We start from the raw sequence: 22,054 nt of genomic DNA, 5'->3' as shown, positions 1-22,054 counted from the left end.
CGTAGCGTAGTATCCCGGTGTTCGAATCCCCCACAGCTTCAGGCGGCCGCAGTGCCGTCGCAGGAGGTCCCGTGACCGACGCCCCGCGGCCGCTCACCACCGCTCAGCGACTCGAGGACCTGCGCGAGCGGGATTCCGCGGCGGTCTCCGCCGCGGACGACCTCGCCGTCCAGAAGCAGCATGCGCGGGGCAAGAAGACCGCCCGCGAGCGGATCGCGGACCTCCTGGACGACGGCTCGTTCGTGGAGACCGACCGCTTCGTGCGCCACCAGGCCAGCAGCTTCGGCATCGACGCCAAGCGCCCCGACGGCGACGGCATCGTCACCGGCTACGGCACCATCGACGGCCGCCAGGTGTGCGTGTACTCGCAGGACTTCACCGTCTTCGGCGGCTCGCTCGGCGAGGCCCACGGCCGCAAGATCCAGAAGATCCAGGACCTCGCGCTGCGCACGGGCGTGCCGATCATCGGGATCCTCGACGGCGGCGGCGCCCGCATCCAGGAGGGCGTCGCGTCGCTGGCGATGTTCGCCGGGATCTTCAAGCGCAACACCCGCGCCTCGGGCGTCATCCCGCAGATCTCCCTGATCATGGGCCCGGCCGCGGGCGGCGCCGTGTACTCCCCCGCGCTGACCGACATCATCGTGATGGTCGAGAAGACCTCCCACATGTTCATCACCGGCCCCGACGTGATCCGCACGGTCACCGGCGAGGACGTCGGCTTCGAGGAGCTCGGCGGGGCGCGCACCCACTCCAGCCGCTCGGGCGTGGCCCACTACATGGCGCCGGACGAGGCCGAGGCGATCGAGTACGTCAAGGACCTGCTCAGCTACCTGCCGGCCAACACCCTCACCCCCGCCCCGGCCTTCCCGGTGCAGGTCGAGGAGAGCCCGAACGCCGCGGACGCCGCGCTCGACTCCCTCGTGCCGGACTCCCCCAACCAGCCCTACGACATGCTCACGGTGCTGCGCACGGTGCTCGACGACGAGGAGTTCCTCGAGGTCCAGCCCCTGTTCGCGCGCAACGTGGTGGTGGGCTTCGGTCGCATCGAGGGGCACAGCGTCGGCATCATCGCCAACCAGCCCTCGCACCTGGCCGGCACCCTCGACATCGACGCCTCCGAGAAGGCGGCCCGCTTCGTGCGCCTGTGCGACGCGAACAACATCCCGGTGCTGACCTTCGTGGACGTGCCCGGCTTCCTGCCCGGCACCGACCAGGAGTACGGCGGCATCATCCGTCGCGGCGCCAAGCTGCTGTACGCCTACGCCGAGGCGACGGTGCCGCTGATCACCGTGATCACCCGCAAGGCCTACGGCGGCGCCTACATCGTGATGGGCTCCAAGGAGCTCGGCGCGGACATCAACCTCGCCTGGCCCACCGCGCAGATCGCGGTGATGGGATCCCAAGGCGCGGTGAACATCCTCCACCGCGGCGACCTGAAGCGAGTCGCCGAGGAGGGCGGGGACGTCGCCGCCGAGCGCCGGCGCTACGAGGCCGAGTACGAGGAGCAGTTCGCGACCCCGTACACCGCGGCCGAGCGCGGCTGGATCGACGGGGTCATCCGCCCGGCCGAGACCCGCGTCGAGATCACTCGGGCGCTGCGCGCGCTGCGCACCAAGCGCGACTCGCTGCCCACCAAGAAGCACGGGAACATCCCGCTGTGAGCGCCGGGACGAGGACCGCCGCGAGCGCGGCCGAGGCCGCGCAGGGCGCCGGGGCGTCCGGCGCCGCCGTCGCACCGTCCGACGTGCGCCTGGTGGCGGGCCGGCTCGCGCCCGACGAGCTCGCCGCGATCGCCGTGGTCGTCTCCACGATGAGCGTCACCAGCCGGCTCGAGGCGGAGGAGCGCTCCCTGGCCGACGGCGTCGGCGGCGCGAGCGCCTGGAGCTCCCCGGTGCACACCCACGTCGGCGGCCACACCGAGCGGCTCCGTCCCTCCAGCACCTGCTGGACCTTCACCGACCGCTGACCCGGCGACCCCGTCGGTCGGCCCGGAGCGCCGCCCCGCTGGCCCCGGCCCGTGAGGCCCGCCGCACGACCTAGACTGCGGCACATGTCCTCCCCGACCCCGGCCCGCAACCCCTCCGCCCTGGACGCGCTCGCCGACCGCTACGTCGACGACCTCGCCGCGCAGGACCCCTTCCTCGCCACCGAGCTCGGCATCGCCGGGCACGACGGGGAGGTGACCGACTACTCCCCCGCCGCGGTCGCCGCACGGGAGGACCTCGCACGCGAGCTGCTCGCCGCGATCGCCGAGGTGCCCGACGCCGATGACGTCGACGCCGTCACACGCGCCGCCCTCTCCGAGCGGCTCGGCCTCGACCTCGAGCGCGCCGAGCAGCGCCTGGACATCGCCGCCGTCAACAACCTCGCCTCGGTGCTGCAGTCCCGCGACGTGCTCGACCAGATGCCCACCGACAACGCCGAGGACTGGGAGGTGCTCGCCGAGCGGATGGCCGGCTTCCCCCGCGCGCTCGGCAGCTGGGCCGAGTCCCTGCGCGAGGCCGCGGCCGCCGGCACCGTCTCGGCGCGCCGCCAGCTGCTGCTCGGCGCGGAGCAGGCGCGCGGCTACGCGGCCGACGGCGGCTTCTTCGATGCCTTCGCAGGCGAGGCCATCGGCACCGAGGCGCAGAAGGCGCAGGTGCGCGCGTCGGCCGAACAGGCCCGCACCGCCTATCGCGAGATCGCGGGCGTGCTCGAGTCGCTGGTGCCGCAGGCGCCGGAGGCCGACGCGGTGGGCCGGGACGCCTACCAGCTCCATTCCCGCACCTTCCTCGGCACCGAGATCGATCTCGAGGAGACCTACGCCTGGGGCGTGGAGGAGCTGCGCGCGATCATCGCCGAGCAGGAGCAGGTCGCCGGCCGGCTGAACGAGCGCTACGCCACCGGCGGCGGCAGCTCCGTCGCCGCCGCGAGGCAGGCGCTCAGCGCCGACCCGGCCCGGCTGCTGCACGGCACCGACGCCCTGCAGGCGTGGATGCAGCAGCTCTCCGACTCCGCGATCCGCGACCTCGCCGGCACCCACTTCGACATCCCGGAGCCGCTGCACCGCCTCGAGTGCCGCATCGCCCGCACCGGCTCCGGCGGCATCTACTACACCGGCCCCAGCGAGGACCTCACGAGGCCCGGCCGCATGTGGTGGGACGTCCCCGCCGGGACCGAGGAGTTCCGCACCTGGGAGCAGACCACGACCGTCTACCACGAGGGCGTGCCCGGCCATCACCTGCAGGTGGGCATCCAGACCCTGCAGGCCGACACCCTGAACCGCTGGCGCGCGATGCTGTGCTGGGTCTCCGGGCACGGAGAGGGCTGGGCGCTGTACGCCGAGCGGCTGATGGAGCAGCTGGGCTATCTCGAGGACGACGGCGACCGGATGGGCATGCTGGACGCCCAGCGCCTGCGCGCCGGGCGCGTGGTGCTCGACATCGGCCTGCACCTGGGCCTCGCGATGCCGACCGGCCTGCCGGGCGCCGACGGCGGCGCCTGGGACGAGCGCACCGCCTGGGAGTTCATGACCGAGAACTGGGGCGTGGAGGAGGCCGAGCGCCGCTTCGAGCTGAACCGCTATCTGGGCTGGCCCGGCCAGGCCCCCTCCTACAAGCTCGGCCAGCGCACCTGGGAGCAGCTGCGCGAGCGCGCCACCGCGGCGGACTCCTCCCCCGCCGCGGTGCGGGACTTCCACCGCCGCGCGCTCGAGCTGGGCAGCCTGCCCCTGTCGGTGCTGGCGGGTGCGCTGTGAGCGCCGCCGCGCACGACCCGTCGGCCGGAGCGGCGTACGCTCCGAGCGCCGACCCGATGCTCGACCCGTCCGCCGACGCGGAGGAGCACGAGCCGCTGCTCCTGCTCGCCTCCGCCTCCGCCGGACGCCGCGCGACCCTCGCCGCGGCCGGCATCGAGCACCGGACCCTGCCGGTCGACCTCGACGAGGACGGGATCCTCGCCGCGGCCCGCGAGGCCGCCGGCGACGCCCTCTCGCCCCCGCCGAGGAGGTGCTGCTGCTGGCCCGTGAGAAGGCGCTCGCGGCGACCGCGCGCAGCGAGGGCGGCTACGTGGTGCTCGGCGGCGACTCGATGCTGGAGATCGACGGCGAGGTCGTCGGCAAGCCCCACGAGCCGGCACGGGTCGCGGCGCGCTGGCGCGCGATGCGGGGACGGACCGGGGTGCTGCACTCGGGCCACTGGATCGTCGACGACCGCGATCCGGAGGACGGCGGCACCGGGGCGACCTTCGGCGCGACCGCATCCTGCACCCTGACCTTCGCGGACCTCTCCGACGAGGAGATCGACGCCTATGTCGCCACCGGCGAGCCGCTCGGCGTCGCCGGCGGCTTCACGATCGACGGCCGCGGCGGCCCCTTCGTCGACTCCGTCGAGGGCGACCCACACGCGGTGGTGGGGCTCTCGCTGCCGCTGCTGCGCCACCTGCTCGCCGACATCGGCCTGGGGATCCACGAGCTGTGGGCACCGGCCGGCGCCGGGTCCGAGGACGACGCCGCGCCGGGCGGCGACCCCGCGCCCGGCCCCGACGAGCCCGACCGGTCACGGCCTGCCGCTGACTGAGCATCCGCGGTACTACACTCGACCTCTGCTGCACTCCCCGGAAGGAACCTCCGCCTCATGGCCCCTCGACCCGCCAAGCCCCGCCCCCTGTCCACGGTGCTCATCGCCAACCGTGGGGAGATCGCGGTGCGCGTCGCCCGGGCCTGCAAGGACGCCGGCCTCCGGTCGATCGCCGTGTACGCCGACCCGGACCGCGACGCGCTGCACACCGTGATCGCCGACGAGGCGTACGCGCTCGGCGGCAGCACCGCGGCGAGCTCCTATCTCGTCGTCGACAAGATCCTCGACATCGCCAAGCGCTCCGGCGCCGATGCGATCCACCCCGGCTACGGCTTCCTCTCCGAGCGCGCCGACTTCGCCCAGGCCGTGATCGACGCGGGCCTGACCTGGATCGGCCCGCCGCCCGAGGCGATCGAGAAGCTGGGCGACAAGGTCTCCGCCCGCCACATCGCCCAGAAGGCCGGGGCCCCGCTGGTCGCCGGCACCAAGGACCCGGTCAAGAACTCCGACGAGGTCGTCGACTTCGCCCGCGAGCACGGCCTGCCGATCGCGATCAAGGCGGCCTTCGGCGGCGGCGGGCGCGGCCTGAAGGTCGCCCGCGAGGAGTCCGAGGTGCGCGAGCTGTTCGACTCCGCGGTGCGCGAGGCCGTCGCCGCCTTCGGCCGAGGCGAGTGCTTCGTGGAGCAGTTCCTCGACTCGCCCCGCCACGTCGAGACCCAGTGCCTGGCCGACATGCACGGCAACGTGCAGGTCGTCTCCACCCGCGACTGCTCCCTGCAGCGCCGCCACCAGAAGCTCGTCGAGGAGGCGCCCGCGCCCTTCCTCACCTCCCAGCAGCGCGCCCAGCTGGTCTCCTCCTCCAAGGCGATCCTGCGCGAGGCCGGCTACGTCGGCGCCGGCACCTGCGAGTTCCTCGTCGGCAAGGACGGCACCATCTCCTTCCTCGAGGTCAACACCCGCCTCCAGGTCGAGCACCCCGTGACCGAGGAGGTCGCGGGCGTGGACCTCGTGCGCGAGCAGCTGCGCATCGCGGCCGGGGAGCGGGTCAGCGAGGAGGACCCCGTCTCGCGCGGGCACTCCTTCGAGTTCCGCATCAACGGCGAGGACCCCGGCCGCGGCTTCATGCCCGCTCCGGGCCGCATCCAGCGCTACGACGTTCCCTCCGGCCCGGGCGTGCGGATCGAGTCGGGCGTGCGCGCCGGCGACGAGGTCTCCGGCGCCTTCGACTCGATGCTCGCCAAGCTCGTCGTCACCGGCGCGACCCGGCAGGAGGCGATCGAGCGCTCCCGCCGCGCCCTGGCCGAGTTCCGCATCGACGGCATCCCCACCGTGCTGCCCTTCCACCGCGCGGTGATGGAGGACCCGGCCTTCACCCCGGAGGACGCCGAGGAGCCCTTCTCGGTGCACACCACCTGGATCGAGACCGAGTTCGCCGGTGACCTGCCCGCCGCGCCGCTGCCGGCGCAGCCGGAGGAGCCCGAGGACCGCGAGTCCGTGGTCGTCGAGGTCGATGGGCGCCGCGTCGAGATCAGCCTGCCCGCCTCCCTGCGCGCCCCGCAGGCCGCGGTGCGCCAGCGCCGCAAGCGCCAGCACCGCGGTGCCGGCGAGGGCGCCGCGGGCGGCAACGGCGTGGCCGCTCCGATGCAGGGCACGATCGTGAAGGTCGCCGTCGAGGAGGGCCAGACCGTCGCCGACGGCGATGTGCTGGTGGTGCTGGAGGCGATGAAGATGGAGCAGCCCATCACCGCTTCCCGCTCCGGCGTCGTCAAGGGCCTGAACGCCGAGATCGGCGCGACCGTCTCCGCCGGCGCGGTGCTCTGCTCGATCGAGGACTGACCCGGCTCGGGCGCCACCAGCCCGCCCCCGCACAATTCTGCGCTCTGTGCGTGACCTCAGCACCGTAGAGGCGTCGAGGTCACGCACAGAGCGCTTTTATGCGCGAGGCGCCGTGCCCCGGTGGGCCCAAGGCGCATCGGCGTGCGCGGCGCCCTGCCCTGATGGGCTCAGGCGCTGCCGCCGGCCAGCACCTTCCGCCGCGCCACCTCGGCGAGCGAGCCGGTCAGCGAGGGATAGACGGTGGAGGTGCCCGCGAGCTGCTCCGCGGTGAGGCGGTGCGCGACGGCGAGCGTGTAGGGGAGGATCAGCTCGCTCGCCCGCGGCGCGACCACCACGGCGCCGAGCACCGTGTGGGAGTCGGGGCGCACCAGCAGCTTCACGAAGCCCTCGTCGATGCCGTGCATCTTCGCGCGCGGGTTCGTCTCCAGGCCCAGCATCAGCACGTCGGCCCTCACCTGGCCGGAGGCGACCTCCTGCTCGCTCACGCCGACCACCGCGATCTCGGGGCTGGTGAAGATCGCGGAGGAGACCTGCGCGGCGATCAGCGGGGAGACCGCCTCGCCGAGGGCGTGGTGCATCGCGATCCGGCCCTGCATCGCGGCGACCGAGGCGAGCGGGTACACGCCGGTGCAGTCCCCCGCGGCGTAGATGCCCCGCACGGAGGTGCGCGAGACCCGGTCGGTCTCGATGTGGCCGCTCTCGCGCACCCGCACCCCGGCGGTGAACAGCCCCAGGTCCGAGGTCCAGGGGACCCCGCCGAGGGCCATCAGCGCGTGGCTGCCCTCGATCTCCTCGCCCGAGGTGAGGGTGACGACGACCCCGTCGGCCGTGCGCCGCGCCCCGGCGGCCCGGGAGCGGGGGCGGACGGTGACGCCGCGGCGCGCGAAGGCGTCCTCGAGCACGTCGGCGGCGTCGGCGTCGGTGCCCGGCAGCACCTTCTCGCGGGAGGAGACGAGGGTGACCTCGCTGCCGAGGGCGCGGTAGGCGCTGGCGAACTCGGCGCCGGTCACGCCCGAGCCGACCACGATCAGGTGCTCGGGCAGCTCCTGCAGCGAGTACAGCTGGGTCCAGTTCAGGATCCGCTCGCCATCGAAGGGTGCGGTCCCGAGCTCCCGAGGGCGGGCGCCGACGGCCAGGAGGATCACGTCGGCCTCGAGCACGCGGGTCTCCCCGTCGGCGCCGCTCACCTCGACCCGGTCGGGGCCGTCGAGACGGCCGCGCCCGTCGAGCACCTCGACCCCGGCCGCGACGAGGCTCTGGCGGATGTCGGCGGACTGGGCGTCGGCGAGTCGGCGCACGCGCGTGTTGACCGCGTGGAGATCGACGTCGAGGGTCTCGGCGGTGGGGGCGGCGCCGTCGTCGGCGTCCCGGATCCCGAGCTCCCGGGAGCCGGCGACGAGGTCGAGCACCTCGGCGGTCGCGATGAGGGTCTTGGACGGCACCACGTCGGTGAGCACGGCCGCGCCGCCCACGCCGCGGTCCGCGACCAGGGTGGTGCGGGCGCCCTGGCGGGCGGCCGTGAGCGCGGCCTCGTAGCCGCCGGGCCCTCCACCGATGATCACCACCTGCACGTCGTCCCCGGTGCGGGGCACTCGGCGGGGATCGGCGGGGATGGCAGTGCTCGGGTCGCTCACCCCGCCATCATCCCAAGGACATGTGACGTCGGGGGCGGATTCCGGGAGGCCGCCCGAGCGGGCTTCGCACCGCCCCCTCCCTGCGCTACCTTCGGTCCATGACTGCATCGAGCACCGATCCGTACCAGCTCGCCCGAGAGGCCGCCGCCGCGATCGCCGAGGCCAGCTCCGTCCCCTCCCACGACCTCGCCCTGGTGCTCGGCTCGGGCTGGTCCGGCGCCGCGGACCTCCTCGGCGAGACCGTCTGGCAGGCCGACGCGACCTCCATCCCCGGCTTCCGCCGGCCGGCCGTCGCCGGCCACGTCGGCACGCTGCGCTCGATCCGCGTGGAGGGCACCGGCGCGCGGGCGCTCGTGCTCGGGGCCCGCACCCACTTCTACGAGGGCGCTGGAGTGGACGCGGTCGTGCACGGCGTGCGCACCGCCGCCGTGACGGGCGCGCGCACGATGGTGCTGACCAACGGCTGCGGCGGCATCGACCCGTCCTGGCGTCCGGGCACGCCGGTGCTGATCAGCGACCAGATCAACTTCACCGGCGCGACCCCGCTGGTGGGCGCGAACTTCGTGGACCTCACCGATCTGTACACCCCGGCGCTGCGCGCGATCGCGAAGGAGGTCGACCCCTCCCTCGACGAGGGCGTGTACATGCAGTTCTCCGGCCCCACCTACGAGACCCCTGCCGAGGTGCAGATGGCGAAGACCATCGGCGCGCACCTCGTGGGCATGTCCACCGCGCTCGAGGCGATCGCCGCCCGCGAGGCCGGCCTGGACGTGCTGGGCATCTCGCTGGTCACGAACCTCGCCGCCGGAATCTCCGGGGAGGCGCTCAGCCACGAGGAGGTGCTCGAGGCGGGCCGGGAAGCCGGGCCCCGCATCTCCCGCCTGCTCGCCGAGACGGTGCGCCGCATCACCGTGGGATCGGCCGACGGCGCGGGCGCCCCGGCAGGGGCCGGCGGGGGCGCGGCATGAGCCCCGATGCGACTCCCACGCCCGGCTCTGCCGACGGGGCAGGCGGCGCCGCCCTGGACGCCGAGCTGCGCGCCCGGGTCGCCGACTGGATCGATGACGACCCCGACCCCGTGACCCGGGCCGTGCTCGAGAACCTCCTGGAGCAGGCGGACGCCGGCGACGCGGCCGCCGCCGAGGAGGTCCGCGACGCCTTCTCCGGCGATCTCGAGTTCGGCACCGCCGGGCTGCGCGGCCGCATGGCCCCGGGCCCGCACCGGATGAACCTCGCCGTGGTCTCCCGCGCCGCGCGCGGCCTGGCCGACCATCTCACCGGCGATCTCGGCCTCGAGCAGCCGCTGGTCGTGATCGGCTTCGACGCCCGCCACCGCTCGGAGGACTTCGCGCGCGCCTCAGCGGAGATCATGACGGCGGCCGGCTCCCGGGTGCATCTGCTGGAACGGTTCGGCCCGACCCCGCTGATCGCCTTCGCGGTGCGGCACCTGGGCGCCGACGCGGGCATCGTGGTCACCGCCTCCCACAATCCGCCCGCGGACAACGGCTACAAGGTCTACCTCGGCGGCCGCGCCTCCGCGCCCGACGGGCAGGGCGTGCAGATCGTGCCGCCCTCGGACGCGCAGATCGCCGCCCGCATCGCCGCCGTCGGCCCCGTGCGGGAGATCCCCCGCGCCGCGGGCTGGGAGGTGCTCGGCGAGGAGCTGCGCGAGGACTATCTCGCGGCGATCTGCGCGCTGCCGGACCCGGAGGGGCCGCGCGAGGTGCGGATCGTGCACACCGCGATGCACGGCGTGGGCACCGAGACGGCGCTCGCGGCCCTGCACCGCACCGGCTTCGCCGAGGTGCACCCGGTCGCGAAGCAGGCCGATCCGGACCCCGACTTCCCCACCGTCGCCTTCCCGAACCCGGAGGAGCCCGGCGCGATCGACCTCGCCCTCGAGCTCGCACGGACCCTCGAGGCCGACGTGGTCATCGCGAACGACCCTGATGCGGATCGCTGCGCCGCCGCCGTGCTCGACCCGCACCTGGGCGACTGGCGGATGCTCACGGGCGACGAGCTCGGCGTGCTGCTGGGCGACCACCTGATCCGCCGCCACGGCTATGCGGGGACGGTCGCGAACTCGGTCGTCTCCAGCCGCTGGCTGGGACGGATCGCGCAGGCGGCGGGGCTCGAGGCCGCGACGACGCTCACCGGCTTCAAATGGATCGCCCGTGCGCCCGGGATCGTCTTCGGCTACGAGGAGGCGATCGGCTACTGCGTGCTGCCCGAGGTGGTGCGCGACAAGGACGGCCTCTCCGCCGCGCTGATGGTCGCCGAGATGGCGGCGCTCGCCCGCGCCGAGGGCACCACCCTGGTCGGACGCCTGGACGAGCTCGCCCGCGAGCACGGACTCTTCGCGACCTCGCAGCTCTCGCTGCGGGTCACGGAGCTCGCCGAGCGGGACGTGATGATGGCGCGGCTGCGCGCCGAGCCGCCCGCCGCGCTCGCGGGCAGCGAGGTGAGCGACGTGCAGGACCTCGCCGAGGGCTCGGCGGAGACCACCGGCCTCCCCGCGACCGACGGGGTGCTGCTCGCCACCGCCGACGACGCGCGCGTGATCGTCCGCCCCTCCGGCACGGAGCCCAAGCTCAAGTGCTACATCGAGGTGCGCGAGGAGGTCCCCGCCGGGGCCGACGAGGCGGCGCTGGGCGAGGTGCGCCGTGCGGCCTCGACGCACCTCGAGCAGATCACCGAGGACATGCGCCGCGCGCTCACCGGAGCCTGAGCCGGCCTCGCGTCCGCCCCGGAGGACGGGGCGGACGCGGCTCCGCGCGGGAGCGGTGCAGCGCCCGACCGGCCCGACGTCCGAGCGGTCCGCCCGACGCGGCTCAGCCCCGCACGCGCCGCCGTGCCCTGCGGGCGGAGGCCAGGGAGGCGGCCGCGACGATCAGGGCGAGCGCGGTGACGACGCCCGCGGCCACCAGCAGCCAGCCGACGGGGAAGCCCGCGAAGGTGACGATCTCGGTGACCGTGTAGGTCGGCACGACGTGGTCCGCCTCCGGGTCCGGGCCGAAGGTGAAGTCCTCGGTGAAGGATCCGGGCTCGCCGGAGATGTCGAACTCGGTGACGATCCGATGGCGGGTCTCGTCCTCGATGCCGTCCGCGGCCTCTGCTGCCGCGGTGCCTGTCAGCTCGCGCAGCGTCGGATCGCTCCAGTCCCACTCCCACAGGGTCGGGTCGGCGATCCACGGCCGCTGGACGCGCTGCCCGTCGACGGAGCCGTCGGTGCGCTGCATCGGCTGGTCGGAGAGCACGAACAGCGAGAGGCTCTGGCGCTGCGTCGCGGCTTGGGAGAAGCGCATCGGGTAGATGAGCTCGTCGCTCGGGAAGTCGATCCGGAGCGGCTCCATCTCGCCGCCGAGCTCGGCGTCGGCGGCGTAGCGCACCGCGGTGAACACCCAGCCCTCCTCGGCGTACGGGTCCAGCAGCACGGAGACGGAGTCGGTCAGCTCGTAGCCGTTCTCGGCGAGCCAGGTCCGCACCGAGTCGGCGCCGCCCTCGAGCACGGCGACGTCGTAGTCCCCCACCCGGGACTGCTCGTGCACGGTGACGCCCGTGCCTCCCGTCGGCGCGCTGCCCTCCGGCGCCCCGGACCCCGCGAGGAAGGGTTTGTCGCCCCACAGGTCGTACTCGACCTCCTCGCGCGGCGCGGTCGCCGTCTGCATCTCGCGCAGCGTGCCGGAGGAGGCGGCGCTCACCTCCGGCACGGACGGGGTGGGCATCAGCAGGGTCGACCCGGTGCGCGTGCCGTCCAGGGCCAGGCCCATGATGATCGTCTCGACCCCGTCGTCCAGGGACAGGATCGCCGTCTCCCGCAGCACACCGGCGTCGGTGCGCTGGTCGACGGGGTCGAGGAACGCCCCGCAGGCGCAGGCCCCGGCCGGGTTCGCGGCGCCCAGCAGGAGCTGGGCGAGCACGAGCATCCCCGTCAGCGCAACGGCGAGGAGCCGCCGTCGGCCCCGCCCCAGCGCATCGAGCAGTCGGCGGTCGTCGGTCATCACGATCCCCCTCGTGGTCCCCTTCCGCGCGCCCCCACGACGCGCAGGTCATGCTCCCGGGCCGGCCGGCGGACGCCCGCCCGCTCGCCGGCCCGGATCCGGCGGGGAGCCGGCTGCTCAGTACCCGCTGCCCGTGCCGCCCTCGAGGATGGCCTTCGAGGAGGACAGGCCCAGCCGGCTCGCGCCCGCGGCGACCATGGCCTCGGCCGCCTCGCGGGTGCGGATCCCGCCGGAGGCCTTCACGCCCAGGCGGTCGCCGACGGTCTCGCGCATGAGCGTCACGGCGTGCTCGGAGGCGCCGCCGGCGGGGTGGAAGCCGGTGGAGGTCTTCACGAAGTCGGCGCCGGCGCGCTCGGCGGCCTGGCACACGGCGACGATCTGCTCGTCGTCCAGGGCGGCGGACTCGATGATGACCTTGAGCAGCACCGGGGCCTTCGCGACATCGCGGACGGCACGGATCTCGTGCTCGACCTGGTCGAACCTCCCGGCGCGGGCGAGGCCGACGTTGATCACCATGTCGATCTCGTCGGCGCCCTTGGCGACGGACTCGCGCGCCTCGAAGGCCTTCACCTCGGCGCTGTGCTGGCCGGAGGGGAAGCCGCAGACGGTCGCGACCTTCACGGAGGTCTCGACCGGGAGCATCGAGGGCGAGACGCAGATCGAGTAGGTGCCGAGGGCCTCGGCCTCGCGGGCGAGGGCGTCGACGTCGGCGCGGGCGGCCTCGGGCTTGAGCAGGGTGTGGTCGATGAGCTGCGCGAGCTGTGCGTTCTCGATGAAGGTCATGCACGGAATACTCCCACGGCGCGGCCGTGCCCGTCGACGCGGCGGGAAGGTCGCGGCGCAGTAGGATCGTCCTCCATGACCGGCCCTTCCGCGCTCCCCCGTCCCCCGCGCCGCATCGTCATCGTCGCCGGCCCCTCGGGGAGCGGCAAGGGCGTGATGTCGCACCGCGCGGGCCTGCCCACGGTGCCGCTGGACGAGTTCTACCGCGACCACGACGATCCCTCCCTCCCCCACCGCTTCGGGATCGTGGACTGGGACGACCCGGCCTCCTGGAACGCGGGCGCCGCCCTCGAGGCGCTCGTCGCCCTCGCCCATGACGGGGTCGCCGAGGTGCCCGTCTACTCGATCCCCCTCTCCCGCCGCACCGGCACCGCGACCCTGCATGCCGAGGACGCCGAGCTGCTGATCGCCGAGGGGATCTTCGCCGCGCAGCTGATCGCGCCGCTGCGGCAGATGGGGCTGCTGGCCGACGCGATCGTGCTGCAGCGCCCCACCCCCGTAGTGTTCACGCTGCGCCTGTTCCGGGACCTGCGCGAGGGCCGCAAGCCCCCGCTGACCCTGCTGCGACGCGGCTGGGGGCTGGCCCGGGACCAGCGCGGCGACCTCGAGCGCTGGAAGGCGGAGGGGATGCGCCCGGTGGGGCTGCGCGAGGGCACGCGACTGCTGCGGCGTCTCACCTCCTTCGCCGCGGCCGAGCGGCGCCAGCGACCGGCCGCGGACGGCGCCGGGACGGTCCTCGAGATCACCGCGGTCGCCTTCCTGCGCGAGGGCGAGGACGGGGCCGAGCTGCTCGCGGTGCGCAAGCGCGGCACCGGCTCCTACATGCAGGTGGGCGGCAAGCTCGAGCCGGGCGAGTCGGCGCTCGAGGCGGCGGTGCGCGAGGTGGAGGAGGAGCTCGGCGTGCGGGTCGATCCGGCAGGTCTCTCCCCGCTCGGCGACTTCGAGGCCGTCGCCGCCAACGAGCCGAGCACCCGCGTGCGCTCGACCGTCTTCGTCTGTCAGCAGTCCCTCCCGGAACCGCTGGAGGTGCGGGCCGAGCTCGCCGACCACCGCTGGTTCCCGCTGTCCGGGGCGCCGGCGGGCGTGCGGCTCGCCCCGCTGATGACCGAGCACATCCTCCCGGCGCTGCGCGGCTCCTGAGGCAACGGGCTCCGGAGGCCGCGGCCGGGCACGAGACCTGGCACTCTGCGCGCAGAGAGCCTCGTTCCGGCGCATCGTCACGTCCCGACGGCGCCGGACAGGCGCAGCGCCCTGTCGAGCAGGTGAGGCCGGGACGGGCCCGCCCGGGTCAGGCGATCCGGTCCCGCACGATCCTCCGCTCGGGCATGGCGGTGCCGGGTGCGGCGAGGGTCCAGGAGCCCTCGAGCGCCTCGAGAGCCCGTCCGATCCGCTCGGGGGTGTCGGTGTGGAGGCGGGCGAGCACGTCCCCGGCCCGCACCTCCTCTCCCAGGTGCTTCTCGATCTCGACGCCGGCGCCGGCCTGCACGGCCTCGCCGGGGCGGGAGCGGCCCGCGCCCAGGCGCCAGGCCGCCACGCCCACGCCCATCGCGTCCAGGCCCGTGACCACGCCGTCCTCCGTGGCGCGCAGCTCCTCGACGTGCTCCGCGGTGGGCAGCGGCGCGTCCGCGTCGCCGCCCTGGGCGGCGATCATGGCGCGCCAGGTGTCCATGGCGCGACCGTCGGCCAGCGCGGCCTCGACGTCGGCGTCCTGGACTCCGGCGGCCTCGAGCATCTCGCGGGCCAGCGCCACGGTCAGCTCGACCACGTCGGCCGGCCCGCCGCCGGCGAGCACCTCGAGGGACTCGCGCACCTCGAGGCCGTTGCCGGCGGTGCGGCCCAGCGGCGCGGACATGTCGGTGAGCAGGGCGACGGTGCGCACCCCCGCATCGGTGCCGAGGTCGACCATGGTGCGGGCGAGCTCGCGGGCGTCGGCCTCGTCCTTCATGAAGGCGCCGGCGCCGGTCTTCACGTCCAGGGTGAGCGCGGCGGTGCCCTCGGCGATCTTCTTGGACATGATCGAGGAGGCGATCAGCGGGATCGCCTCGACGGTGCCGGTGACGTCGCGCAGGGCGTAGAGCTTCTTGTCCGCGGGCGCCAGGCCCGAGCCGGCCGCGCAGATGACGGCGCCGACGTCCGCCAGCTGGCGCATCATCTCGTCGTTGCTGAGCGAGGCGCGCCAGCCGGGGATCGCCTCGAGCTTGTCGAGGGTGCCGCCGGTGTGGCCGAGCCCGCGCCCGGACAGCTGGGGCACGGCGACGCCGAAGGAGGCGACCAGCGGCGCGAGCGGCAGGGTGATCTTGTCGCCGACGCCGCCGGTGGAGTGCTTGTCGGTGGTGGGCTTGGCGAGGGAGGAGAAGTCCATCCGCTCGCCGCTGGCGATCATGGCGGCGGTCCAGCGGGCGATCTCGCCCCGCTCCATGCCGTTGAGGAACACGGCCATGGCGAGGGCGGCCATCTGCTCCTCGGCGACGACGCCGCGGGTGTACGCGTCGATGACCCAGTCGATCTGCTCGGGGCTGAGCCGCTGCCGGTCGCGCTTGGTGCGGATGACCTCGACGGCGTCGAAGGGCTCGACGGCGGGGCGGGAGATCTGGTCGGTCATGGCGTGCTCCTGGGGTGGTGGAGGGCGGCAGGGATCAGCGAGCGGGGCGAGCGGCCGGGATCGGCGCGGCCGGAGTCAGAGGGCGATGTCAGCGGGCGAGGTCGGAGGGGCCGAAGGCCTGCGGCAGCACCTCGGCCATCGTGCGCGGCCCCTCGGGGGTGAGGATCACGAGGTCGGCGCCGGCGTGCTCGGACAGCAGCTGGCGGCAGCGCCCGCAGGGCATGACCACTCCGCGCTCGTCGCGGGCGAGGGACTCGTCGCCGCCGACGCACACGAAGCGGTGCAGCTTCCCGCCGCCGCCGGCGATGAGGTCGCTGATCAGCCCGCACTCGGCGCACAGCGTCACGCCGTAGCCGGCGTTCTCCACGTTGCAGCCGCGCAGCAGGCGGCCGTCCTCGGCGAGCGCGGCGGCGCCCACCCGGAAGCGGGAGTACGGGGTAAAGGCGCGCTCGGCGATCGCACGGGCCTCGGCCAGGAGGCTCTCGAAATCGGCAGGGGCGGTCGGCGCCGGGGGCGCGGGGTCGTTCGCGGTCATGTGCTCGATGCTCTCACTGCGGGGGCTCGGGAGGGGAGGAACGCGCCGCCCCGGGAGGGCGGAGCGCGACATGCGGCGCCGCTCCCCGGGGCGACGGGACTCGATGCGGGACGCCGCGCCCCGGAGACGACGGGACGCGGCGGCGCTGTGCCGCCCGGCGGGGCGGCGGGAGCTCACTGCTTGACGTAGGGCTGCCCGTTCGCGGCGGGGACCCGCACCCTGCCCACCACGCCCGCGACCGCGAACAGCGCGACCACGTACGGGAGCATGAGCAGGAAGTCGCCGGGGATGGAGACCCCGCCCTCGGCGGCGGACATGGTGCCCAGGCGCAGCTGGAGCGAGTCCGCGAAGGCGAAGGTCAGCGCCGCCAGCAGCGCGCCGACGGGGTGGTAGCGGCCCAGGATCATCGCGGCCAGCGCGATGTAGCCCTTGCCCGCGCTCATCTCCTCGCCGAAGGCGACGCCGGTGCCGATGGTGAGGGTCGCACCGCCCAGGCCCGCCACGGCGGCGCCGAGCAGCACGTTCTTCCAGCGGGTGAGGTTCACGGCGATGCCGACGGTGTCCGCGGCTTTGGGGTGCTCGCCGACGGCGCGCACGCGCAGCCCCCAGCGGGTGCGGAAGAGCGCGACGGTCAGGCCCGCGACGATGATCCACATGAGATAGACGAGGATGTTCTGCTCGAACAGGACCCTCCCGATCACGGGGAGGTCGGCCAGGACCGGGACCCGCAGGGTGGGCAGGCGCAGCGGCGCGTTGAACAGCCCGGGGTTGTCCCGCATCACGGTGCCGAAGAAGAACGAGGTGACGCCGATGGCGAGGACGTTCAGGACGACGCCGACGATGATCTGCTGGACCTGGTAGCCGACCGCGAAGAGCGCCAGCAGCGCACCCATGATCAGGGCGACCAGCGGGGCGGCGAGCAGTCCCAGCCACACGTTCCCGGTGAGGGAGCCGACCAGCGTCGCGCCGAAGGCGCCGAACAGCAGCTGTCCCTCGATCGCGATGTTGATGACGCCCGCGCGCTCGGAGAGCACTCCGGACAGCGCCCCGAAGGCGAGCGGCACGGCCAGCACGATCGTGCCCTGCAGCAGCGTGGTCACGTCGAGGGAGCGCTGGGAGATCACCCAGGTCATGAAGGCGAGGACCCAGGCGACGGCGAACACGGCGATCAGCGCGATGCGCACGCCGCGGGAGGGGCGGGCCTGGCGCGCCTGGAGGACCCAGAGCCCGGCCGACGCGGCGAGCGCTAGCACCGACAGGACGATCGCCCCGCCCTGCGAGGGCAGGGTGACGCGCTCGGGGACGAGGCCGAGGGGGTTCAGGTCGGTCTCGCGGGCGAGCGCGTACACCGACTCGGCGCCGGGCAGGCCGCGCAGCCCGAAGAACACCAGCGCGATCAGACCGAGCACGGTGGTGGTGGCGGGCAGGTGCCACCAGCCGGCGGGGCGGGAGTCGTCCAGGCGCTTCTCGACGACGGAGTCGTCGGCGACGACCACGGGGGCGGTGCTCATCGGTGGTCCTCCTGCGCATCGGTGGTGTCCTCGCCGCGCTCGGGCGCGGGAGCGGTGTCGTCCGACGGATCCTGTCGGGCGTGCGTGCCGGTCCCGGAGGATCCGGTCGGCGGCGCGTCGCCGGGCGGCGCTCCCCCGTCGACGGGCACGTCGGCGCGGTGGGCGCCGCCGGAGGAGCTTTCGTCGGACCCGTCCGCGGCGGGGCCGTCGGCCGTCGCGCCGGCGGTGCCGGAGGCGGTCGAGGCACCGGCGGCGGCGCCGACCGTCGCGGGGACCTCGACGGCGCGGGTGCGGCGGGCGCGGCGCGCCCCGGCGCCGGGGTGGTCGATGCGGCGCAGGCCGATCAGGGTGCGCACCAGCGGCGGCGCGGCGATGAAGAGCACCACGAGCACCTGGATGACCTGCACGAGGTCCAGCGGCACGCCCTGGTTGGTCTCCATGAAGCGCCCGCCCGTGGACAGGGCAGCGAAGAGCAGGCCGGCGAGCACGATGCCCACGGGGCCGGAGCGGCCCAGCAGCGCGACCGTGATCGCGTCGAAGCCGATGTTGCCGGCGACGCCCTCGGTGAGGCGGCGCTCGGTGCCCAGCACGTGCACGGCCCCGGCGAGGCCCACCAGGGCGCCCGCGACGGCGAGGACCAGGAAGGCGGTGCGGGCCGGGGAGATGCCGGCCACGCGGGCGGCGCGCGGGTTCGAGCCGACGGCCCGGAAGTGGAAGCCGAGGGTGGAGCGGCTCATCAACCACCACAGCAGCACGGCGGCGCCTGCGGCGAGGAACAGGCCGGCGTGGAGGCGGAACCCGCCGCCGAGCAGCAGCGGCAGGGTCGCGTTCTCCCCCACCGACGGGGAGGTGGGCTGGGACTGGTTCGCGCCGGTGAACGCGGTGGTCTTCAGCGCGAAGAACAGCAGGTAGGTCGCGATCCAGTTCAGCATGATCGTGCTGATGACCTCGTTGGCGCCGAAGCGTGCCTTGAGGAAGCCGGCGATCCCGCCCCACACGCCGCCGGCGAGCACGCCGGCGAGCAGTGCGACCAGCAGGTGCAGCACGACGGGGAGCTGGACCGCGAAGCCGACGTAGCCGGCGGCCATCGCGCCGACGATCAGCTGGCCGGTGCCGCCGATGTTGAACAGGCCCGCGCGGAAGCTGACGGCCATGCCGGCCGCGGCGATGATCAGCGGGGTCGCGACGGTGAGGGTCTCGGTCAGGGGGCGCAGCCCGGCGGCGAGCGCGGGGAAGAGCACGTAGGTGCCGGAGCCGCCGGCCTCGCGCACGTCCTCCGCGACGCGGGAGAAGCCCGGCCCGTCGAAGACGGCGCCGCGGAACATCGCGCCGTAGGCGTGGGTGACGGACTGCCAGATCGCGGTGAGCGCGTCGGAGGGGCGGGCGAAGAAGTAGCCGAGGGTGGTGCGGACCTCCTCGTCGGCGATGACGATCAGCACCGAGCCGATGAGGAAGGCGAACACGAAGCTCATCACGACCACCAGCAGGTCGCTGCGCGCGATCGACTGGAGGGTGCGGGCCAGCGCCGTCTCGGCGCGCTCCTCGGGCGGCGGGGCGTCGGCGGCGCCCGCGCCGACGCCGGGCGCGGAGCCGGCGGCGCCGGTCTCGGAGAGGGTGCTCATCACGCGATGTCTCCTTCGTCGGCGAGCTGGCTGTCGGTGGTGCGGGCGCCGGCGGCCACGGCCTCGCGGGCGGCATCGGCGGTGTAGCCGGCCATCATCAGGCCCAGCACGTCGCGGTCCTCGTCGCCGGGGACGATGCCGAGGATGCGGCCGCGGTACATCACGGCGATGCGGTCGGCGAGCTGGGTGACCTCGTCGAGCTCGGTCGAGACGATCACGACGGGGATGCCCTTGTCGCGCTCGTCGAGGATGCGGCGGTGGAGGAACTCGATCGAGCCGACGTCCACGCCGCGGGTGGGCTGGGAGGCGATCAGGAGCGCCAGTTCGCGGTTCAGCGCGCGGGCCATGACGATCTTCTGCTGGTTGCCGCCGGACAGCGTGGACGCGGCCGATGCCGCCGATCCGGTGCGGATGTCGAACTCCGGGATCAGCTTCTTCGCGTTCTCGGCGATGGCCTTCAGCGACATCGACACCGCTGTGCCGAAGGGGGCGCGGTCGTGCTGGTCCAGCACGAGGTTCTCGGCGACGGAGAAGTCCGCGACCAGCGCGTCGTGGGTGCGGTCCTCGGGGACGAAGCCGACGCCCGCGTCGAGGATCTGCTTGGTGGAGCGGCCCACCAGCTGCTTCCCCTCGAGGCGAGCGGAGCCGGCGACGCTGTCCTGCAGGCCCAGCAGCGCCTCGGTGAGCTCGGTCTGGCCGTTGCCCTGGACCCCGGCGATGCCGAGCACCTCCCCGTGGCGCACCTCGAAGGAGACACCGTCGAGGGTGCGGGTGCCGGCCTCGTCGGTGACGCGGAGGTCCTCGACCTCGAGCGCGATCTCGCCGGGGACGGCGGGAGCCTTGTCCTGGGCGAGGGAGACCTGGCGGCCGACCATCAGGGAGGCGAGCTCGGCCTGGTCGGCGGAGGGGTCGGCCTCGCCGACCACCTTGCCGCGGCGGATCACGGTGATCCGGTCCGAGACGGCCTTGACCTCGCGGAGCTTGTGGGTGATGAAGACGATCGAGGTGCCCTCGTCACGCAGCTGGCGCATGATCGCCATCAGCTCGTCGGTCTCGTACGGGGTGAGCACGGCGGTGGGCTCGTCCAGCACGAGCACCTCGGCGCGACGGCTGAGGGCCTTGATGATCTCGACGCGCTGCTGGGCGCCGACGGGGAGGTCCTCGACGAGCGCATCGGGGTCGAGGTCGAAGCCGAAGCGTGCGGAGATCTCGCGCACCAGCTTGCGGGCGGCGGCGAGGTCCAGGAGGCCGCCGCGGGTGGGCTCGTTGCCCAGCACCATGTTCTCGGCGACCGTGAAGACGGGCACGAGCATGAAGTGCTGGTGCACCATGCCGATGCCGGCTGCCATCGCGTCGCCCGGGTCGGAGAAGCTGACGGGGCGGTCGTCCAGGAGGATCTGGCCGCCGTCAGGGCGGTACAGCCCGTACAGCACGTTCATCAGGGTGGACTTGCCCGCGCCGTTCTCCCCCAGCAGGGAGTGGATCTCCCCCGGCTCGACGACCAGGTCGATCGCGTCGTTGGCCACGAAGGTCCCGAAGGTCTTCGTGATGCCGCGCAGTTCGAGCTTCACAGCACTCGCTTCCGTCGGTGCCGGCCGAGCTGCTCGGCCGTGCGGTGTGGGACATGGGACGCGGTCCCCGCCCTCGGGGCGGGGACCGCGCTGATGACGGGGCTCAGGCGCCCGCGGGCGAGGCCTCGGACTCGACGACGACCGTGCCGTCGATGATCTCCTGCGTGAGGGTCTCGATCTCGCCGCTCAGCTCGGCGGGGACCTCGTCCTCGAAGTCGTGGAAGGGCGCCAGCCCGACGCCGCCGTTCTCGAGGGTGCCGACGTACGGGGTCGCGTCGTACTCGCCCTCCGCGGCGCCGCCGATCACGTCCTCGACGCCGGTGGTCATCTCCTTCATGACGGAGGTGAGGATCGTGGCCTGCGCCTCGGGGTCGGCGGAGTTGGTCTCGTAGCCGTCGGCGTCGACCCAGATCACCTTGCGGTCCTCGCCCTCCTTCGCGGCGGCGAGGGTACCGGCGCCCACGGGGCCGGCGACCGGCATGACGATGTCGGCGCCCGCGCTGTAGAACTCGTCGGAGACGGCCTTGCCCTTGGTCTGGTCCTCGAAGTCGCCCGTGAAGGAGCCCTCCTGGCTCTCCTTGTTCCAGCCGAGGGCCTCGACCTCGGTGCCGTGGGTCTCGTTGTAGTGGGCGACGCCGTCCACGAAGCCGTCCATGAAGATGGTCACGGTGGGGATGTTGACCCCGCCGTAGGTGGCGACCTTGCCGGTCTCGGTCGTGCCCGCGGCGAGGTAGCCGGCGAGGAAGGCGGCCTGGGCGGTATCGAACTCGAGGGGCTTGACGTTCTCGAGCTCGATCGGGTTCCCGTCGGCGTCCTGCGCGGTCGAGTCGACGATCGCGAAGTCCGTGTCGGGGTTGGCCTGAGCGGCCTTGCCGGTCGCGGGGGCGAGCAGGAAGCCGACCGTGATGATCAGGTCGCAGCCCTCGGTGACCATGTTGTTGATGTTGGGCTCGAAGTCCGAGACGGTGGTCGACTCGGCGGTCTGCTTCTGGATGCCGAGGTCCTTCTCGGCATTGAGCAGGCCGTTGTAGCTGGACTCGTTGAAGGACTTGTCGTCCCAGCCGCCCGCGTCGGAGACCATGCAGGCCTTGTAGTCGCTCGCGGCGCCGCCGCCGGAATCGCTGCCGCCACCGGCCGTCTCCTCCGGGGCGCTGCCGCAGGCGGCGAGGGTGAGAGCCCCGGCGCCGGCGAGGGCGAGGGCACGCGTGATGCTCTTCATGGATGGTTCCTCCGGTGGGAGTGCGAGGGGCCGGGAGCGCCCCGAGGGTCCGGGCGACGTCGCTGTCGCAGTGCGATTGGACGATAGCCCCGCCGCACGCATCGTGAGCACGACGTGAGCCTCCGCGCGCGAACCGTTATGAAATCGACGCGGAGGTGTCGCGCGGGTGAACGTCCACGCGGCG

General features: G+C 73.9%; 16 protein-coding genes and 1 pseudogene. 8 read left to right on the top strand and 9 right to left on the bottom strand.

All coding sequences use genetic code 11. The features are described 5' to 3' along the window. The first annotated feature begins 71 nt into the window (after positions 1–71). The 5 genes and pseudogenes from RBL05_RS15840 (at position 72) to RBL05_RS15820 (ending at position 6,392) form a co-directional block, all read left to right on the top strand. Positions 72–1,661 carry an acyl-CoA carboxylase subunit beta gene (locus RBL05_RS15840; protein WP_318603903.1) on the top strand — a complete coding sequence of 530 codons (1,590 nt, stop codon included), beginning with the start codon at positions 72–74 and terminating at the stop codon, positions 1,659–1,661. Beyond that, the gene (locus RBL05_RS15835; protein WP_308738672.1) at positions 1,658–1,966 is read left to right on the top strand and encodes a hypothetical protein; all 309 of its coding nucleotides are present in this window, start codon (positions 1,658–1,660) and stop codon (positions 1,964–1,966) included. The genes RBL05_RS15840 and RBL05_RS15835 overlap by 4 nt, the downstream gene beginning before the upstream one ends. Positions 1,967–2,050: 84 nt before the next feature. Next, complete coding sequence (locus tag RBL05_RS15830; RefSeq protein ID WP_308738673.1) at positions 2,051–3,736, top strand: DUF885 domain-containing protein; 1,686 nt, start codon at positions 2,051–2,053, stop codon at positions 3,734–3,736. Positions 3,737–3,792: 56 nt separating this feature from the next. Then, a pseudogene (locus tag RBL05_RS15825) lies at positions 3,793–4,556 on the top strand (Maf family protein). A 57-nt stretch (positions 4,557–4,613) separates the two neighbouring features. Next, the gene (locus tag RBL05_RS15820; protein ID WP_263311701.1) at positions 4,614–6,392 is read left to right on the top strand and encodes an acetyl/propionyl/methylcrotonyl-CoA carboxylase subunit alpha; all 1,779 of its coding nucleotides are present in this window, start codon (positions 4,614–4,616) and stop codon (positions 6,390–6,392) included. A gap of 167 nt (positions 6,393–6,559) precedes the next feature. On the opposite strand, the gene RBL05_RS15815 is transcribed toward RBL05_RS15820, so the two are convergent. Next, positions 6,560–8,026 carry an NAD(P)H-quinone dehydrogenase gene (locus tag RBL05_RS15815; protein WP_308738674.1) on the bottom strand — a complete coding sequence of 489 codons (1,467 nt, stop codon included), beginning with the start codon at positions 8,024–8,026 and terminating at the stop codon, positions 6,560–6,562. Positions 8,027–8,124: 98 nt separating this feature from the next. Here RBL05_RS15815 and RBL05_RS15810 point away from each other — a divergent pair, with 98 nt between their 5' ends. Then, positions 8,125–8,994 (top strand): purine-nucleoside phosphorylase, encoded by an 870-nt coding sequence (locus tag RBL05_RS15810; protein WP_308738675.1) that lies wholly within the window; start codon positions 8,125–8,127, stop codon positions 8,992–8,994. Then, positions 8,991–10,754, top strand: coding sequence for a phospho-sugar mutase (locus RBL05_RS15805; RefSeq protein WP_308738676.1), 1,764 nt, complete (start codon positions 8,991–8,993; stop codon positions 10,752–10,754). Before RBL05_RS15810 ends, RBL05_RS15805 begins: the two co-directional genes overlap by 4 nt. 103 nt (positions 10,755–10,857) lie before the next feature. Here RBL05_RS15805 and RBL05_RS15800 read toward each other — a convergent pair whose 3' ends face one another. Both RBL05_RS15800 and deoC read right to left on the bottom strand, forming a co-directional pair. Further along, entirely contained in the window at positions 10,858–12,027 is a 1,170-nt protein-coding gene (locus RBL05_RS15800) for a DUF2330 domain-containing protein (RefSeq protein ID WP_308738677.1), read from the bottom strand. 117 nt (positions 12,028–12,144) lie between these two features. Beyond that, a complete protein-coding gene (gene deoC / locus RBL05_RS15795) occupies positions 12,145–12,810 on the bottom strand; it encodes a deoxyribose-phosphate aldolase (RefSeq protein WP_308738678.1) in 666 nt (221 codons plus the stop codon). Between the two features lie 75 nt (positions 12,811–12,885). Between deoC and RBL05_RS15790 the strand changes: the two genes are divergently transcribed. Further along, positions 12,886–13,950 carry an NUDIX domain-containing protein gene (locus tag RBL05_RS15790; RefSeq protein WP_308738679.1) on the top strand — a complete coding sequence of 355 codons (1,065 nt, stop codon included), beginning with the start codon at positions 12,886–12,888 and terminating at the stop codon, positions 13,948–13,950. Positions 13,951–14,098: 148 nt separating this feature from the next. Here RBL05_RS15790 and RBL05_RS15785 read toward each other — a convergent pair whose 3' ends face one another. The 6 genes from RBL05_RS15785 to RBL05_RS15760 form a co-directional block, all read right to left on the bottom strand. Next, complete coding sequence (locus tag RBL05_RS15785) at positions 14,099–15,412, bottom strand: thymidine phosphorylase (RefSeq protein ID WP_308738680.1); 1,314 nt, start codon at positions 15,410–15,412, stop codon at positions 14,099–14,101. Between the two features lie 88 nt (positions 15,413–15,500). After that, positions 15,501–15,947 carry a cytidine deaminase gene (locus tag RBL05_RS15780; RefSeq protein WP_308738681.1) on the bottom strand — a complete coding sequence of 149 codons (447 nt, stop codon included), beginning with the start codon at positions 15,945–15,947 and terminating at the stop codon, positions 15,501–15,503. 173 nt (positions 15,948–16,120) lie between these two features. Beyond that, positions 16,121–17,458 (bottom strand): ABC transporter permease, encoded by a 1,338-nt coding sequence (locus RBL05_RS15775; protein WP_263311693.1) that lies wholly within the window; start codon positions 17,456–17,458, stop codon positions 16,121–16,123. After that, a complete protein-coding gene (locus RBL05_RS15770; RefSeq protein ID WP_318603902.1) occupies positions 17,455–19,080 on the bottom strand; it encodes an ABC transporter permease in 1,626 nt (541 codons plus the stop codon). The genes RBL05_RS15775 and RBL05_RS15770 overlap by 4 nt, the downstream gene beginning before the upstream one ends. Then, on the bottom strand, positions 19,080–20,651 hold the full coding sequence (locus RBL05_RS15765) for an ABC transporter ATP-binding protein (RefSeq protein WP_308738683.1): 1,572 nt from the start codon (positions 20,649–20,651) through the stop codon (positions 19,080–19,082). The genes RBL05_RS15770 and RBL05_RS15765 overlap by 1 nt, the downstream gene beginning before the upstream one ends. 103 nt (positions 20,652–20,754) lie before the next feature. Further along, a complete protein-coding gene (locus RBL05_RS15760; protein ID WP_318603901.1) occupies positions 20,755–21,870 on the bottom strand; it encodes a BMP family ABC transporter substrate-binding protein in 1,116 nt (371 codons plus the stop codon). Positions 21,871–22,054: the final 184 nt, after the last annotated feature.

The organism is Brachybacterium sp. GU-2 (assembly GCF_030866705.2).
Classification (GTDB): Bacteria; Actinomycetota; Actinomycetes; order Actinomycetales; family Dermabacteraceae; genus Brachybacterium; species Brachybacterium conglomeratum.
This window is presented reverse-complemented; position numbering and strand designations above follow the sequence as displayed.